The 16,278-nt window shown below is 61.3% G+C and carries 15 protein-coding genes and 2 pseudogenes; 7 read left to right on the top strand and 10 right to left on the bottom strand.

Going from position 1 to position 16,278, the window contains the following annotated elements:
* Positions 1-538: 538 nt before the first annotated feature.
* The 7 genes from ABIC51_RS36320 to ABIC51_RS36290 all read left to right on the top strand — a co-directional run bounded on the left by ABIC51_RS36320 (position 539) and on the right by ABIC51_RS36290 (position 7,648).
* The gene (locus ABIC51_RS36320) at positions 539-1,375 is read left to right on the top strand and encodes an alpha/beta fold hydrolase (RefSeq protein ID WP_204496286.1); all 837 of its coding nucleotides are present in this window, start codon (positions 539-541) and stop codon (positions 1,373-1,375) included.
* A gap of 133 nt (positions 1,376-1,508) precedes the next feature.
* Positions 1,509-3,101: an FAD-dependent oxidoreductase gene (locus ABIC51_RS36315; RefSeq protein WP_275905676.1), complete on the top strand. Its 1,593-nt coding sequence runs from the start codon at positions 1,509-1,511 to the stop codon at positions 3,099-3,101.
* A complete protein-coding gene (locus ABIC51_RS36310; protein ID WP_175977000.1) occupies positions 3,098-4,486 on the top strand; it encodes an amidohydrolase family protein in 1,389 nt (462 codons plus the stop codon). The genes ABIC51_RS36315 and ABIC51_RS36310 overlap by 4 nt, the downstream gene beginning before the upstream one ends.
* A gap of 438 nt (positions 4,487-4,924) precedes the next feature.
* The gene (locus ABIC51_RS36305) at positions 4,925-5,650 is read left to right on the top strand and encodes an OmpW/AlkL family protein (RefSeq protein ID WP_275906021.1); all 726 of its coding nucleotides are present in this window, start codon (positions 4,925-4,927) and stop codon (positions 5,648-5,650) included.
* A 663-nt stretch (positions 5,651-6,313) separates the two neighbouring features.
* Positions 6,314-6,544, top strand: coding sequence for a hypothetical protein (locus ABIC51_RS36300; protein WP_124550177.1), 231 nt, complete (start codon positions 6,314-6,316; stop codon positions 6,542-6,544).
* Between the two features lie 466 nt (positions 6,545-7,010).
* Positions 7,011-7,268, top strand: coding sequence for a hypothetical protein (locus ABIC51_RS36295; protein ID WP_175976998.1), 258 nt, complete (start codon positions 7,011-7,013; stop codon positions 7,266-7,268).
* Positions 7,269-7,354: 86 nt separating this feature from the next.
* Positions 7,355-7,648, top strand: coding sequence for an antibiotic biosynthesis monooxygenase family protein (locus tag ABIC51_RS36290; RefSeq protein ID WP_124550178.1), 294 nt, complete (start codon positions 7,355-7,357; stop codon positions 7,646-7,648).
* Positions 7,649-7,974: 326 nt separating this feature from the next.
* Here the strand turns inward: ABIC51_RS36290 and ABIC51_RS36285 are convergent.
* From ABIC51_RS36285 to ABIC51_RS36240, 10 genes and pseudogenes are all read right to left on the bottom strand, one after another.
* A pseudogene (locus ABIC51_RS36285) lies at positions 7,975-8,823 on the bottom strand (IS110 family RNA-guided transposase); the annotation flags it as partial.
* A pseudogene (locus tag ABIC51_RS36280) lies at positions 8,822-9,010 on the bottom strand (phage integrase family protein); the annotation flags it as partial. The pseudogenes ABIC51_RS36285 and ABIC51_RS36280, both read right to left, overlap by 2 nt.
* A 144-nt stretch (positions 9,011-9,154) precedes the next feature.
* Entirely contained in the window at positions 9,155-10,123 is a 969-nt protein-coding gene (locus tag ABIC51_RS36275) for an NAD-dependent epimerase/dehydratase family protein (RefSeq protein ID WP_204496283.1), read from the bottom strand.
* Entirely contained in the window at positions 10,120-11,127 is a 1,008-nt protein-coding gene (locus tag ABIC51_RS36270; RefSeq protein WP_175977069.1) for a fumarylacetoacetate hydrolase family protein, read from the bottom strand. The genes ABIC51_RS36275 and ABIC51_RS36270 overlap by 4 nt, the downstream gene beginning before the upstream one ends.
* The gene (locus tag ABIC51_RS36265; protein WP_109343197.1) at positions 11,127-11,720 is read right to left on the bottom strand and encodes a cupin domain-containing protein; all 594 of its coding nucleotides are present in this window, start codon (positions 11,718-11,720) and stop codon (positions 11,127-11,129) included. The genes ABIC51_RS36270 and ABIC51_RS36265 overlap by 1 nt, the downstream gene beginning before the upstream one ends.
* Entirely contained in the window at positions 11,717-12,532 is an 816-nt protein-coding gene (locus tag ABIC51_RS36260; RefSeq protein ID WP_109343198.1) for a cyclase family protein, read from the bottom strand. Before ABIC51_RS36260 ends, ABIC51_RS36265 begins: the two co-directional genes overlap by 4 nt.
* On the bottom strand, positions 12,529-13,737 hold the full coding sequence (locus ABIC51_RS36255) for an MFS transporter (protein ID WP_204496281.1): 1,209 nt from the start codon (positions 13,735-13,737) through the stop codon (positions 12,529-12,531). The genes ABIC51_RS36260 and ABIC51_RS36255 overlap by 4 nt, the downstream gene beginning before the upstream one ends.
* Before the next feature lie 16 nt (positions 13,738-13,753).
* Positions 13,754-14,884 carry an FAD-dependent oxidoreductase gene (locus tag ABIC51_RS36250; protein WP_175976994.1) on the bottom strand — a complete coding sequence of 377 codons (1,131 nt, stop codon included), beginning with the start codon at positions 14,882-14,884 and terminating at the stop codon, positions 13,754-13,756.
* 41 nt (positions 14,885-14,925) lie between these two features.
* Complete coding sequence (locus tag ABIC51_RS36245; RefSeq protein ID WP_109343201.1) at positions 14,926-15,285, bottom strand: Rieske (2Fe-2S) protein; 360 nt, start codon at positions 15,283-15,285, stop codon at positions 14,926-14,928.
* Between the two features lie 19 nt (positions 15,286-15,304).
* Complete coding sequence (locus ABIC51_RS36240) at positions 15,305-16,261, bottom strand: VOC family protein (RefSeq protein ID WP_109343202.1); 957 nt, start codon at positions 16,259-16,261, stop codon at positions 15,305-15,307.
* Between the last annotated feature and the right edge of the window lie 17 nt (positions 16,262-16,278).

Raw genomic sequence — 16,278 nt, 5'->3', positions numbered from 1 at the left:
TGGCCACTCGGACCATACAGCCGGGCAGTACGAACATCTTTTGCATTGGGTACTGGCATCCGCTGTTTTCAGCATGGCGAGAAGTACGCCGCGGAGTGACTGTTCGCGAGCATCATCGCTCCCATTTCGAATTGCTCATTAGCCTAGCCGCGCGAAAGACGTCGTGATGGCAAGGCGGCCCGTGGGCAATACGTTGACCAGCGTTGCGCCATCCGCTCTTCACTAGACATCAACTTTTGCGTTCCCCGTAGCGACGGAGCAGCATTTAATCGGGCGTGCTCGTAAGCCAAATACTCGTTTCCTTGCAGGGTATTGGACTGCACTGAAATCGGTAGACTGGGCATCCGGTGAACGAGACATCAATATTCAGCCGACCCTATTTTGATCTACTTAGTATCCCCCAACGCGCAGGTCTGCTGCATTCGGCGAGCCAGACGGGATGCCCCATAACGTCCCTCTGCTGAACCGTGACCGGTCAGTCTCGACGCAAGACCACCTTGACATCCCATTTAATAATGGATACACTGTAACCATTATGATGAACTGGCTCGAACCCCAATTCGATTCCCTCTTCGCCACTGTCGATGGACTCCGTGTTCATTACAAGAGGGCGGGGAGCGGGACATCGATCGTCCTGCTGCACAACTCTGGCGGCTCACTACACAGCGTCCAACGACTGGCGGATCTGCTATCGACGACGTTCGATGTTGTTCGCCTTGACCTACCAGGGTTTGGGCTGACCGGACCGCGCAGCGACCGCGACTATCGAATACGCACGTACGCGGCAACCGTCGCACGTTTCATGGCAAGAATCGGGGTGTCCCGCTACACAGTGGTTGGCCACTCACTGGGCGGAAACATCGCATGGAACCTTGCGCTCGATTATCCGGATCACGTGGCTGCACTCGTACTGATCAACGCCACTGGCTATCCGGAGAAAACTGTGCCGCCAGCCTTCCGCCTGATGCACAACCCGCTGCTTAGACCGCTGTTTAGACGTTGGATGCCACGCAGTGCAACCGCTCGTAGTCTGCGGATGGCCGTGGGGTCTCACTCGGAGATCGTCGATGAGGCTATGGTGGAGCGGGTCCACACATTGACAGGTCGCCCGGGTAATCGATCGGCACTCGTCGACTTGGTCAACACGGACCAGATCGACCGCAGCGAAGAAATCACACGCATTGCGGCACCGACCTTGATATTGCGCAGCGCGATGATCAATGCACAGCGCTTCGCCCGCGACATTCAAAACAGCCAGGAGCGCGTGCACGCGGACGGTGGGCACTTGCTTCCGGAGGAGGAGCCCGACTGGGTTGCAAATGCGATCCAGCGATTCATGCACGACCTCGATAACACCTGCCTATCGCACAAGTAGCGCACACCGGGCCGGATCAGTGAGCGGTTTCAATCCCGTTCACGGCCAAAAAGCAGTCACTCGCGGTCATCACGACACCCACTCAGCCCAGTGTGCAACGTATGCCGCGCTTGCCTAGAGAAGAGTTAAATTTATGATTGGCGAAAACATTCTTGATGTGCTCATTGTCGGCGGAGGTCCAACAGGCTCTGCCCTTGCGATCGATTTGACGCGTCGAGGACTTGATGTCAGATTGATTGAAAGAAGGAGTCATGCCTTTGATGGCTCCCGTGCCAAAGGAGTACAGCCGCGGAGCCTGGAAGTGTTCGCTGATCTCGGTGTGCTGGATGAAATCCTCGACGGCGGTAGCCTTTATCCAAAGCTGGGCATCCATATTGGACCGTTTACGGTCCCTTGGCGGATGTTCAGCAATAAGCAGCCATCCGACGACGTACCCTATCCTAACACCTGGCTGATTCCACAATTCCGGATCGACCGAATACTGCATGCCTGTCTTGAGCGGCAAGGGCGCCGCGTCGAGTTCGGAACCGAGCTGATCGAGCTCGCCGAAGGCCCCGACGTCGTCCATTGCAAGGTTTCGACCGAGGCAGGTATTCAGCAAATCGCCGCTCGCTATGTCGTCGGCGCCGACGGTGGCGGCAGTACCGTCCGTCAGAAGCTCGGACTAGAGTTCATTGGTACAACGGATGAATCTGACAGAATCCTGATTGTCGATGCCGCAGTCTCCGGCCTGGCTCGCGATCGCTGGCACATGTGGCCAGGCGCGGCAGGCCGCTTTGTCGGCGCCTGCCCACTCCCGCATAGCGACTTGTTTCAATTTATGGTTCGTCTGTCGCCGGGTGAAGCGCCACCGCAAGACAATGACTCCATCATCGCGCTGCTCGAGTCACGCTTAGGCAATCCGCGTGTGCGGCTTCACAGCATTCAGTGGCAGTCGGTATTCCGGCCAAACATTCGCCTTGCGGAACGCTATCGTCGCGGCCGGGTCTTTGTTGCTGGAGACGCGGCGCACGTACACCCGCCCGCCGGTGCACAGGGGTTGAACACCGGCATTCAGGACGCGTACAACCTTGGCTGGAAGATCGCACAGGTGCTGGCCGGCGCGAACCCGACTCTGCTGGATACGTATGAGGCTGAGCGCCAGCCGATTGCGTCGGGCGTGCTCGGTCTTTCCACAAAGAAGTACGAGGGGATTGGCAGGCTGGACCCGTCAAGCATACGACGTGGCAAAGACGAGCAGCAACTGCTGCTGACCTACCAAGGCGGCCCGTTGGCGCCATCGAACGCGGAGCAGACCAAGACCCTGCGCCCAGGTGATCGCGCGCCGGATGCACAGCTACGTGATGCACAAGGCGCCCCGCTGCGATTGTTTGATATCTACCGCGGACATCATTTCACCGCGGTGGCATATGGACGTCATGCTGCCGAAGACTGTCGCACCCTGCTATGGCCGTCTGCCGGTGCGCCACTCCGGCGCGTTTTCGTCGAAGTCGGTGACCTTCATAAGGATACTGCATTTACTGACCCGTCGCAGTCGTTCAAGCGCCACTACGGAGTCACCGGCGATACGCTCATCCTCGTCCGCCCCGACGGTTACATCGCTCATATTGCGACGCGAGACATTGCCACCACCACCATGGCAGCGTCACAGGCAATGATTCCGCCCCACAGTCGTTCCCCCGAACTTTGCCCCGAGGCAATTCGTGGCAAGGAGGCTTCACGATGAACAAAATCCTGCTGACTGGTGCCCGCGTCATCACCATGGCGGAAAACCGACCCGATGTAGAAGATGTGGACCTTCTCATTGAAGGGGACAAGATTCTGGCGATCGGGAACAACCTGAGCGCCTCAGGGGCCGTCGTCGTCGACCTGAGCGGTCGCATCATCATTCCGGGTTTGATCAACGCTCATTTGCATAGTTGGCAAACTCCACTGCGATGCGTTGGCGCTGCGTGGACGCTTCTGGATTACCTCGCCAACATGCATGGCGGAGTGGCTTCGCACTATACGCCCGACGACATGCGTATCGCAGCGCTGGCGGGTGCATTGAACCAGATAAATTGCGGTGTTACCACGCTCGGGGACTGGTGTCACAACACCCAAACGCCACAGCATGCTGAACAAGCCGTAGCAGGTTTGGTGGATTCGGGCATCCGTGCTGTCTTTCTTCATGGCACACCGCACACTGCAGCCGATGCACCTCATCCGCTGAACGAAGTAGACCGCCTGATGATGGGACCAATCAGCCACAATCCGCTCCTCACACTCGGCATGGCGATCAAAGGTCCCCAGTACTCGACAACGAAAGTTGCCATCGGGGACTTGCGTGCAGCCCATGAACGAGGTCTCGTCGTATCAATGCATCAAAGTGGGGGGCGCCCCGGCGCGGCGTGGGAGGCCGTTCGCGACGCAGGAGTCATCGGCTCCCGTACAAACATCGTACATGGTGCTGACCTGGATGACGATTGGCTCAAAACGTTGGTCGGCGCTGGCGCGAACTTCACGATTACCCCGGAAAACGAACTCGCTCAGGGGCACGGCGTACCCATCACCGGAAGGCTGATGAGACTCGGCATTTCACCGTCCCTTGGAACGGACGTCGAGTCAGCTGTCTCGGGTGAAATCCTCATCGCCGCGCGGGTCGCCCTGGCACATCAGCGCGGTCTTGATCATCAGGTTCAGCGACAGTTGACAAGAATGGCAGCAGTTACGAGTCCCATCACCAGCAAACAGGCATTGTCGTGGGTGACGGTGGAGGGTGCCCGCTCCATGGGCATGTTCGACCGCGTCGGCCGCCTCCTTCCCGGCATGCAAGCCGATCTCGTCGTGATTGATACCAGCGCACTGAATCTTTGGCCGGCTCACGAGCCGATCGTCGCTGCCCTGCATGCCAGCATTGCCAACATCGAAGCCGTCATGATTGCGGGTGCATGGCGCAAGCGTGGCCATCAGTTGCTTCGCGAAGACCTCGCCGACGTAAAGAATCGTATTCTGAACTCCGGCCAGCGGCTGGTATACCAGTTGAACCGCCCTGGATTTCTACCCCGTATGCGACGACACGTGGTGCGCTCTGTCGTTCGCAGACGCTTGGTTCAACAGGCGCGCGAATAGGTTACTGTCCGGGCTGTGTCCGGACTTCATCTGGATTCGATAGTCGCGGCCCGGAACATTGATCTTGCATTGTCACAGTGCTGCCCTCGTCCCTTTCCGATTGGGGATGCCGAAGCGAATTCATATCGCCAACGCGATGCCGCTAACGGCGATCGGCAAGATCTCCGAACCCGATGGACGCTTTCCATTTGATTTTTCAGCCTCAGTCGAAGCTGACATCAATGATAGGCCACTCTCGTAACGTTTGCGGTTGAATTAGGTAAGTAATTTCGCATTTAAAATTTAATTAGAAGATATTTTCATTACCGAAGAAGAACCAGATTATTTTACCGTCGCGCTTCATCAGCATAGGAGCAGCCCGCGAGTGGTGTCTGGCACACGGCGATGAAGACAGGTTTCACGATTTTTGAACACCAACACCAAAATCTGGAGACAATCATGAAACGAATGAGTGCAGGAACCGTCGTACTACTCGCGACCATCTCTGGCGCGCATGCCCAATCAGCCGGTCAGTGGGTAGTCAATGCCGGCTGGTCCCACTTTGCCCCGCAGGGGGCCGCAGATCCGCTGACCGTCAATGCGCTCGGCCAGTCACATGTGATAACTGGCAGCGGCGGGGACATCGCAAGCGGCGATACGTTCGGGCTTACCGCAACGTACTTCTTGACCGACCATATTGCGGCAACGACGATCTTGGGATTTCCGCCGACATGGCACTTGAACGGCACGGGTACGCTCAGCGGTCTCGGCGAGCTGGGGACCGCGCGGGCCTGGAGTCCGACGATCATCTTCAATTACTACTTCGGCCAACCGAATGCACGGTTCAGGCCGTATCTGGGCGCCGGTGTCACCTATACGTGGTTCAGCAACATCAAGCTCAGCAACCCCGTTTCCACAGGTCAGATCTATTTCTCGCCGACCGTCGGGACGGCGCTCGAGGGACCGACATCAGTGTCACTCAGTAAATCCTTTTCGCCTGTCGTGAGCGGCGGCCTGACCTACAACATCGACTCTCGCTGGTCGATCAGCGCATCGGTGGCGTACTCGTGGTTATCGACGCGCGCTACGCTGACTACCCGGTCATCCGTCGGCACGGTCACGGGCACCAGCAAATTCCGGGTCAATCCGATTGTGACATCCCTTTCGATCGGATACCGCTTCTGAGCCGCATTGACGTGGACACGGCACGTGCGTGTCGATCCGCACCCACATGCGACTGATGATAGCCGTCGAGCTTCGTCAATACATGGTCCGACCGCGGACATGCCGTGATCTTTGCTTGCGACATGCGTCGACTGCGGTCGGCTTGTCTGATGCTCCGTCATCCAAGACTACATTTCGTTGTATAGAGTGTCGGTCCCATTTCCGTTCGGTGGAATTGCCCACAAGCTTCTCTCGCCACAAAAATGCGATCGTCGCCCGTAGGCCCAGCTCCTCCGAATCCACCAATGTAGTGATCGCGGTTCGCCGATGCGGCTGACGAAGAGGCTATTGGGTGTCGCTCGGCGGAGCAGCCAGCGTCCTCATTGTGCCTTCAACCGGAATTCACCGCTCGGCGTAAACACTGCATTTCTCGCCGGCTATTCCTCCCTTTCCTGCATGATGCTCTACGCCCTCTTCCAGCGCAACGAGTTCGGCTTCAGCGTTACTGACGCGGGCCTTGCTTTCACATGTACTGTAGCCGAACTATCGCACTCAGCGTCCCTTCGTGGCAGTCGGCGCCTGCTTCTTCTGGCGCCCCAGACAGAGGGCGTCCCGTTCTTGCGCCGAAAACGCGTGTGTACCAGACACGGCACACAGCTGGTTCGAATTTCAGGAGTAAGTCGTATGCAAATCCGTTCGTTTCCAACATCGGTAGCAAAGGTGCTCGCCATCGTTGGCGTGTGCCGCGACGGCTCAGCGGCACGTATCGCTGCGCTCGCCGCCATCTCCGCATTTCTGATCTGCGGCACAACCCCGAAGGCATATATTACCGATCATCGCCTTGGGCATACACCTGAGGGGTCAGAGAAGATAGAGCTTTCGAATTCACAACACGCGTGCGCAAGAGATGTGTGAGATCGTCGAAATCCTTGCGATTGTAGTTCTTGAGTCAGACTGTCTACGGCCTTTCAAGGTTCCTCCCTCAGGCGTGGTGACCGCTTCATACAGACTGCGATCTTTGTCGCGGCTGTTCGCGCGTCGTCATTGCCAAGGCCGATCCCGCCGCATCGCACCGCGGGGCTTCGACGTCACGTACTAAGCGCGAAGACCTGAGCTATGATTAAGCGAAGTCGGGCTGCGTCCAAGCTCTCCTGCGATAGGCGTTCAGTCAACACGCGGATGCCGCGACCAGCGCCCGCCAATTGTAGTACGGCTTGGCGGCTGTAGCCCGGCGAGTTCACATCTGTGTCGGACCTCCAGGACCAGATCGGTCGCAGGATGTGCCAGTTGTCGCTGAGTTGGCAGCCAGACGGAGATGATCGGACTCAGTGTCGCGGCAATCTCGGTCAGCTCGGCACGCGAGATGTTTTGGACGATTCCGATGCGCTTCCTGACCGGCGTCGCGGCGACAGGCGGGCTCGCGTTCATCAACTCGATCGGGACAGTCGGCGGCTTCGCCGGCTCTTACCTCGTCGGCTTCCTTAAGCAGTCGACCGGCACGTTCGCGGCCCGGATCTGGGCGACGGCGGCGATTCTCGCAGTGTCGGCGGCACTGTCCGTATCGCTGAAGCTGCTGATGAGGAACTCGTGGCGCGTTCACCGGCGTCGCCGGAATGGCATGCGGCCACCCCGACGTTGACTTCCGGTATCGTTGATGGATGCGTGGCCTGCGGCGCGCGTCGCGTCACGATCCGTTCGCATCATTCAACCCGTATTGGAGCATTCATGATTCTGGAAATGGCATCGCTCGAAATCGATCCGGCGCAGGCCGTGCCGTTCGAAGCCGCAGTTCGTCGAGCCCTTCCGCTGTTCGCCCGTGCGCGCGGCTGCGGCGGCGCCGAGCTGCACCGCGTGATCGAGCGCAGTGGCGGCTACCTGCTCGTCGTCAAATGGCACACCGTCGAAGATCACATGGTGCATTTCCGGCAGTCGGACGACTTCCAGGCGTGGCGTCAGCTGGCCGGCCCTTTCTTCAAGAGCCCGCCGCAGATCGTGCATACGGAAGTCGCGGTGAAGTAACCGCCACAGTCGTAGACCAAATAAAACCGTCACCGTTTGCGAAGTAAAGTTGTCTACATGAACGCCCCGTTTGCGCCGGACTTTCGAGTCTTCGATAAACAGGATGGGCTGCAACTCTACATTCGGCCTTGTTGCAGCCTGATTCGCTGCGGGCCCCTATGAAATCCGCAGACTCACGCCTCATTCACTGCACGAGCTTGTCAGGCTCAGATAACTTTCAGGCTTAGTGAGTCCCAGGTCCTACCCGTTTTGTCATCGCACTCGAATGCCACCGCAACTTTTGACGTTCCATCCCTTCAGCATAACTTTCGGAAAGGCCAGAGAAATCAGGCCGGTTTAGCGCTTTCGTAGTCCTCCGGCACGGTCGTTGATGCGCCAGCATTGCCCAGATTATCCGGGCAAGCTTGTTGGCCATCGCGACGATGACGACGTTCAACGGACGCCGTGTTTTATCTGCGTCACCCATAGACCTGACTCTCTCACATGTTAGATGATGCTTCGCGCGCCCTGAACGAGCAAAGTCCTGAGATAGGTATCACCTCGTTTACTGATTCCCTGTGGCTCTATCTTGCCACCGGAACCCGTCTGTCTGCGGACGAGACCGAGCCACGCAGCAAACTCGCGGCCGGATTTAAAGGCTTTCGCCTGTCCCATCGTTGCCACTGCCGCCGTTGCGGTAAGCAGGCCTACGCCTGGGATCATCGAAATTTCTTTGGCAAACGGGTCGTCTTTCATCCACTCGTGCAAACGGCGCTCGATCTAGCCGATCTGCCGATCGAGGTCATCCAGACCTCTCCATTGCTCGCGTAACGTATCGATCAGTATCGCTGGCAGGCGTCCCGACAATCTTTCCAAAACCCCAACGACGGATTTGTCCAACGCAGCTCGACCGACACCCATCACCTCGCCATACTCGGTCAGCAACCCGCGCAGGCTGTTGATCTGCATCGTGCGGAACTTCACCAATTGCTGCCGCATGCGATGCAGCGCAAGCACTGCCTGCTGAGCCTCGGTCTTCACGGCAACTTTCTTGCTGTCCATCTGCGTAGCCATCCAGATTGCTCGAGCATCGGCAGCATCGTTTTGTTGCGGATGTTGAATGCCTTGACGAATTTCGCTGGCATCAGCTTGACCCAGTGGTCCGTCTCGATCAATCGCCGCGCCCAGTGTTGGGATCTGGTCCCAAGGCACGATCGGATCGGGCCGCGTCGTCACGACCAAGGCGCGGGCCCGCTCGGTCAGTGTCGGGTGCGCGGCAAAGAAGGCCTCGATCTTGCGGGCACCCAGCCCGGGAATGCCGGTCCACCAGCGCCGCCGCCTTGGAATGCGCACGGTCAGGTCGGCGAGCGTGCCGATACCGTGGATGGAGTCCCCTTGATTTCCCTGCAATTTACCGGTGTAGGTCGGTCTAGCCGCGACAAAGTCCAGCGATAGGCGCTTCCATCCGTGGACTTCCGTTGTTCTGGTGCCCAAGCTCAATAGCTCGCCGAAGAGGTAAACAGTCCGTCACGGTTTTTTTGGACTGACCTCTAACTCAAGCGCATGCGTTACAAGGGCGTCGATCGTACCGTCATGCCGAAATCCCACCTCGATGGCACCGAGATCCGTCAGCGGCGGTTGTCGTCCGAAAAGCCGCTCGATCCGTTCCACCGGAGCGTAATCGATGTCGAACGCGCCGAAGCGCCGGACCAACGCGTCGACGATCTCTTGAACCGACAGATGCAGCACCGGGGGCGTCCAGACTCGGCCCGCGTGCAAACCCTCCGCGGACATGCGTGCGGCGTGCAGCAGGTTGTCGACACAGCATTTGCGAGACATCCACCACGCGGTAGCCGAAGGCGAAACGGGACACGTATAGGACTGGCCTCTCTGCGCCATGCGGAAGATCTGGCTCATGAACGCGGATCCATGTCCCGCAGAAAGCGCCGGACGAGCCACGATGCCCGGCAGACGTAATGCACGGCCATCCAGCTTGCCGCGTCGCGTCCAGTTGGCAAGGATCAGTTCGCCAACCAGCTTGTGTACGCCGTAGCTGATCGTCGGTCGCGGCACGGTGTGCTCGTCCACGGATGCGAGTAACGACTCGCCCAACGCCGCAACGCTGCTGGCATAGACGACGCGCGGCGCGCGCCCGTGCTCTGTCGCTTGCGTGGCCAGGCGTTCGAACAGCGCCAGCGTCCCCGACAGATTCACCCGGTCGCCCTCGGCCGGTTCGGTTTCCGCCTGCGAACCGGGTATGCTCGCCAGATGAAACACGACGTCGACAGGTGCCGACAGCTGCGGCTCGAGAATCTCCGAGCGGCTGAAATCGCCGACCAGCGCCGTGATTCGAGCATCGTCGTACGGCCATTCCGCTTGCCGGTCGACCCACAACAGTTCCGACACATCGCCCGGCTCCGCGATACCGTCGCGCAGCAGACGTTCGACCAACGCCGTTCCGACAAATCCGCCCGCCCCGGTCACCAGCACTCTCATGGCCGAGCCTCCTCATCGTCGGCGCGCGGCGCGCGCACCACCCGCTGATCGATCGTGCCGAACGGTGCGTTGCCGGCGTTGTCGCGCGCCGTCATCCTGACCCGGTCGCCAAAACGCATAAACCTCGTGCACGCGGCGCCTTCGTCGATCATTTCGATCACGCGTCGCTCGGCGACGCACGCCGAGCCCGCGTTGCGGTCGGCATTCGACACCGTGCCGGACCCGACGATCGTTCCCGCCGACAAGCGGCGCGTGCGAGCCGCATGCGCGATCAGTTCGCCGAAGCCGAAGTTCATCTCGCGGCCGTGCGGATGACCGAACCAGCGGTCGTTCCATTCGACGTGCAGGCTCAGGTGCACGCGGCCGTCGCGCCAGTGCTCGCCGAGTTCGTCGGGGGTGACGGCAACCGGCGCAAAGCTCGTGGAGGGCTTGGCCTGCAGGAAGCCAAAGCCCGTCTTCATTTCGCGCGGGCCGAACGCCCGCAGGCTCCAGTCGTTGAGCTGCACGATCAGGCGGATGCAGCGCAGCGCACCGGCGGCCGATACGCCCATCGGCACATGCCCCACTACCACACCGAATTCACCTTCGAAGTCGATGCAGTCGGCCTCGTCGGGCAAGGGCACGTCGCTGGCCGGGCCGAGGAAGTCGTCGCTCGCGCCCTGGTACATGACCGGCACTGTATCGAACATCGGAATCGGCGGCGTATTGAACGCCTGCTCCATCAGGCGGCCGTGATTCAGAAACGCCGAGCCATCGCACCACTGCGGACTGCGCGGCAAGGGCGCAGCGCATGCGGCCGGATGGAACGGACGCGCGTCGGGCACGCTGCCGGCGTTCAACGCATCGTAACGCGCCTGCAAGCGGGGCGCGAGCGCGTCCCAGCGATCGAGCACGTCGGCCAGCGTCGTTGCGATCGGCGCAGCGTCGACGGCATGGCGCAGGTCGCACGACACGAGCAGCAAGCGCCCATCGGCGCCACCGTCGGGCAAGGTCGCGAATTTCATCATGCAGCTCCGTGTGCGGGTGTGTCGAGCACGGCGGCAATCGCCGGATCGTAGGCACCGTCGATCAGGACGAACAGCATCCGGCATGGCCGGCCCGAGCGATTCGCCCAAGCATGGTTGGTCCCCCGCTGAATCACCACGCTGCCCGGCGCCAGTGCGACTTCGGCATCGTCGAGGATCAGGGTCATCTCGCCTTCGATCACCACGCCGTAGTCGATCGACTCGGTGCGATGCATCAGCGGATGCGGCGAGCCGGCCTTCACCGTCGACGCCGCGGCGTCGCCGATCTGGCTGAACGCGTCGTGCATTTTCATCGCGCCGTGTGCGAGAAATTCCGGCGTATCGGGTGGAATGTCGACGAAGCGCATGCGGGTGCCCTGCTTTGGCGGCGGCAGCATGAGCGCGCCGACCGTGGGATCGGCGCCATTGCCGACCATGGCGGGGCTCGACGACGTGCTCCAGACTTCGTGGAATACGGTGCCGGGAATCGCAGCGATTTCCACCACGGTTGGCAGAGGACCGTCGGATGCGACGACTGCCCGGCCGTCGGTATCGTGTCCCGTCACCACGCGACGAATCGCTGGAAAGCTCATGCTGCTGCCTCCACGTCGGTGTCGTCGAAAATCGCGACGGCGCGCGTCCACCCTGCCGACGCGCTGCGAATCTTGTGCGGGAAGCAACTGATCGTGAAGCCGGTCGGCGGCAAGGCCGTGAGGTTGTGCAGCTTCTCCAGATGACAATAGCCGATATCGCGCCCCGCCTTGTGCCCTTCCCAAATCAGCGACGTATCGCCCGTTTCCGCGATCTTCTTCGCGGTATAGGAGAAAGGGGCATCCCAACTCCACGCATCGGTGCCGGTCAAGCGCACGCCACGCTCCAACAGGTACATGGTCGCTTCGTAGCCCATCCCGCAGCCCGCATTGACATAGTCGTCGTGCCCGTAGCACGCCCCCGCCCGCGTGTTCACGACGACGATATCGAGCGGCTGCAGTTCATAGCCGATGCGCGCGAGTTCGGCCTCGACGTCGGCCGCCGTCGCAACGTAGCCGTCCGGAAAGTGCCGGAAGTCGAGCTTCACGCCCGGCTGGAAGCACCATTCCAGCGGCACCTGGTCGATCGTGATAGACGGCCGGGCTTCGCCCAGGCTCGCATCCATCGTCGAGTGGAAATGCCAGGGCGCGTCGAGATGCGTGCCGCTGTGGGTCGTCAGCGTGACCCACTCCGCGGCGGCGGCTTCACCATCGGGATAGTCCTCGGGTTTCGTACCCGGCAGCATCGCCATGAATTCGGCCAGCGTGTCTTCGTGCTTCTGATAGCTGATCCTTGGCGCGAGCGGCGGCGGATCAGAGAGAACGTCGTTCTCGAGATAGATTGAGAGATCGACAAACCGTCGAACGGGCTTCATGTTCGGACTCCTTGTGATTGCGGACCACGGTCGAACCGTGAGAAGCAGATCGCTGCAGCGACTGCGATCAGCACTGCAGTGATCCCGAGGCTGCCGTAGCCGGACTGCTTGACGAGCGTGCCGCCAAGCAAGGGACCGACGGCGGCGCCCGTCATCAGCATGGCCGGCGTCGCTGCAACGACGCGGCCGGTGCGGTCGATGCGCGCCAGCATGCCGAACGCGAAGGTGTGGGTAAACATCATCACTGCAGCAAAGACCGAGGTGGCCGCTGCGTACGGCACAAACGCGGCGCTTTGCGTGATGACCAGCGCGAGCGCGGCCTGCACGACGGGGCCGGCCTGCACGACCTTGCGGCCCGGCACGCGCGTTTCGAGCAGACCCGCGACGGGAGCGGGAAACAGGTTGACGAAGCCGAGCGCGATCAGCGTCGTGGTCACGGCACTGAAACCGAAGCCGCGATCGAGGCCGATACGCTGGACAAAGCTGAACAGCATCGACTGCGTCAGCGCCATGCAGCCGACGCCCGCCATGCCGAACCAGGCGCTCCGCTCGAAGCGAGGCTCGCCGTCGGTTGCCGCGCTGCGGCGCGCTCGAATCGACGGGAACGCGAGCGCGCACGCGATCGTGGCGACGCCCATCACGCCCGCGAATACGCGAAACAGCATCGGGCCGCCATGCGTTGCGATCAGTCCCGGCACGATGCCGAGAAACGCGATCGCGAAGATGCCGAGCGCGAAGCCCACGATCGCGAACAGGCGATGTGGATTGCTGCTGCGCCCGACGGCGCCGTGCGTGAAGCTCAGGCCGCATCCGACGGCGACGCCCGCGACGGCATGCAGGACCGCCATCGCCAGATAGCGATCGACCTGCACGGACGCGATGCCGAGAAACGCGCACGCTGCGATGCCGAAGCCGACAGTCGACATCGCGCGCGCCGGCAGGTGATTCAAGCGTGGCGAGAAAAAGACGCTGCTCAGAACGGCACCAGTCAGGAACAGCGTAGCGAGCAGGCCCGCTTTCTGTGGATCGAGCCGATACGCACCGATCAACGTGCCGACCCAGACCGGCAAGGCCACCAGATCGACCATGCCGGCGCAATGCGCGAGCATCAATGCGACCGTGCCGAACGCGCCAAGCCGCGCCGGGCCGGTCGATATCGAAAGGTCGGCACATGCCGGCATCGTGGGGGAAAGGTTCGTCTCCATCATGTCTCCACTTGTGTCAGATCGGCCGCGCGAGACTCATGTGCGTCTCGTGCATGATGCGCCGGTGTTCCTCTTTGTCGCCGCCGACGATCTCGATCTCGCCAAGACGCCCCGAGTTTTCCACCACCATGCGGCAGCGCTCCCAGCGGCGTGCCTGAAATGCCTGCAAGGCGGCTTCCACCGTCGTGCCGCGCCCCAGCTCTTCGGCCAGCACGATCGCATCCTCGATGCCGATGCCCGCGCCCGCCGCCATATGCGGCGTGGTGGCGTGCACCGCATCACCGACGAGCACCACACGTCCGCTAAACCAGGGCGTCGGCAGCAGCAGACTTTCCAGCGGACGGTAGTTGACGCGCGAATCGGCGCCGATCTGCGCACGGATGGCCTTGATCAGCGGCACGTCAAACGATGCCAGCAACTCGGACAGCATGTGCGGCCATTCGGCGGGATCGATGTGGTCGTTGGTCGGCCTATCCTCGGTGACGAAGACGTACATTTCGTCCCGGGAGACCGGATTGACACCCGCCTTGATCTTCTGCCCCAGCCACATCGTCGCGCATGCGATCTCCACTGGTCGCGGCATCACGGCGCGCCACACGCCCTGGCCCGTATAGCGCGGCTTCGGCGCATCGGGAAACGCAGCGGCGCGCACTTTCGAGTAGAGGCCGTCCGCTCCAACCACGAGGTCGTAGGTACCGATTGTGCCGTCCGTGAACGCCACGTCCACTTGTTCGCCGCGCGGCTCGATCCGCGAGAAGGTACAGCCGAGCTTCACGCGCACGCCTGCGGCACGTGTAGCCTTGGCGAGAATTTCGGCCAGCACAGGGCGCATGATCGCGCCGCCGCCAGGAACGTCCTCGCCGGCCACTCGCGGAGTCGGCAGCGTGCCGATTGGCTGGCCACCGGCTGTAAACAGATTCACGCCGTCGCCGCCGTGGCCGCGTTCGAAGAAGACATCGAGCACGCCGATCGTGCGCAGCGCGCGCAACGTAGGCCCTCCGATGCTGATGCCGGCGCCGTACGAGCGCCAGCCATGATCGATCTCGACGAGGTCGACCGTGAGGCCAAGCTTCGCACACTGGATCGCCGTCGCCATACCGGAAAAACCTCCGCCGATGACGAGGACGTGTTGAAGAGGGGCTGCCATCCGGGTGTCTCCTTGCTATGTCTGCGGTTGGTGTTGGTGTGTCATGTTGCGATCAGCACAATGGCGCCGTCGTCCGTCACTTCGATCTCGACGGGCGTCAAGCGCTGACCGAGGCACGGGCCGAGTACGCACTCGCCACTCGCGATGTCGAACTGCGCACCGTGCGCGTGGCAGACGATGCGGGTGCCGTCACCGTTCAGGTAGGCGTTCTTGCGCCAGGCCATCTGCGTTTCGCCGAAAAAGTGCGGGCATGCGTCGCGATACGCACGAACCTGCGCGCCGTACCGCACGACGAAAAGCGTATCGTGCCCCAGCCCGTCGGGATCGAAGCCACGTGCCCCGGGATCGGGCAGATCGTCGACGCTTGCGAGACGAATGCGATCGGAATATGTCCCCGGCATGGCGTAACGATCCTTTCCGTCAATCCAGCTTCGCCGCGGCTGCCCCCGCGGGCGGACCGCCCGGCACCCACTTCTCGCGATGCTGGAACAGGAACAGTTGGGATGCATCGGCGCCCATCGGTGCCTCGCGCGCGTTCCATTCCTCGTCGTGCAGATCCATGTCGGCGTCGTACTCGACGTGACAGCCAAGCGGGCTGTTGAAATACCAGAACCAGTTCGAGCCGAAGCGATGACGCCCCGGACCCCAGAACGACTGGTAACCCTTCGCGACGAAACGCGTGCCCGCCTGCAGAACCTCGGTCGGTCCGCCCATATGGAACGTAAAATGCTCGCAGCCCTTCATGAACGGTGGCGTCTGAATCATGAACAGCGTGTGATGGTCGAGCGTGCCGGCCGGTTGCAGGAATGGCCCGACACCGGTGAATCGATCAGTACAGCGAAAGCCGAGACGCTCTACATAGAACGCTTCGGCCTTGTCGATATCCGGCACGAAGTAGACAACGTGCGAAAGCGTGCGTGGGGTAAGCACGGCATCGTCCCTCACAGCTACGACGTTCGGCGCGCGCTGCGCAGGTGCGCCCGGCGCATTCACGGGCTCGGCAGACAGGGAAAGCGACCGGCGCGTGGTGACCTGGAAGCCGATCGCGAAGCCCATGTCGTCGAGCGATTCGATCGATCCGTCAGCGAGTGTGCTCACTTCGCGGTCGCGGTGCAGTGCCTGCGCGATGGCATCAACCGTCGCGGCATCGGCGACGCCGTAAATCGTCTTGCGCAGCATGCTTGCCGTGCCGAGCGCGGGCGGCAACGCCGGATCATCGCGGCGTGCGATTTCAATGCCCGTTCCGTCGAGCGCCTCGAAACGACCGCCGGTGTCGTCGCTGCGCACCGGCAACAGGCCGTAGTCGAGCAGATATTGGCTGCAGGCGGCGACGTCGTCCACGCCGAAGACCAGCGTATCGGGTCCGATGATGTTCATGATGAGTGTCTGTCCAG

The organism is Burkholderia sp. 572 (assembly GCF_040545135.1).
GTDB classification, from domain to species: Bacteria; Pseudomonadota; Gammaproteobacteria; order Burkholderiales; family Burkholderiaceae; genus Burkholderia; species Burkholderia cepacia.
This window is presented reverse-complemented; position numbering and strand designations above follow the sequence as displayed.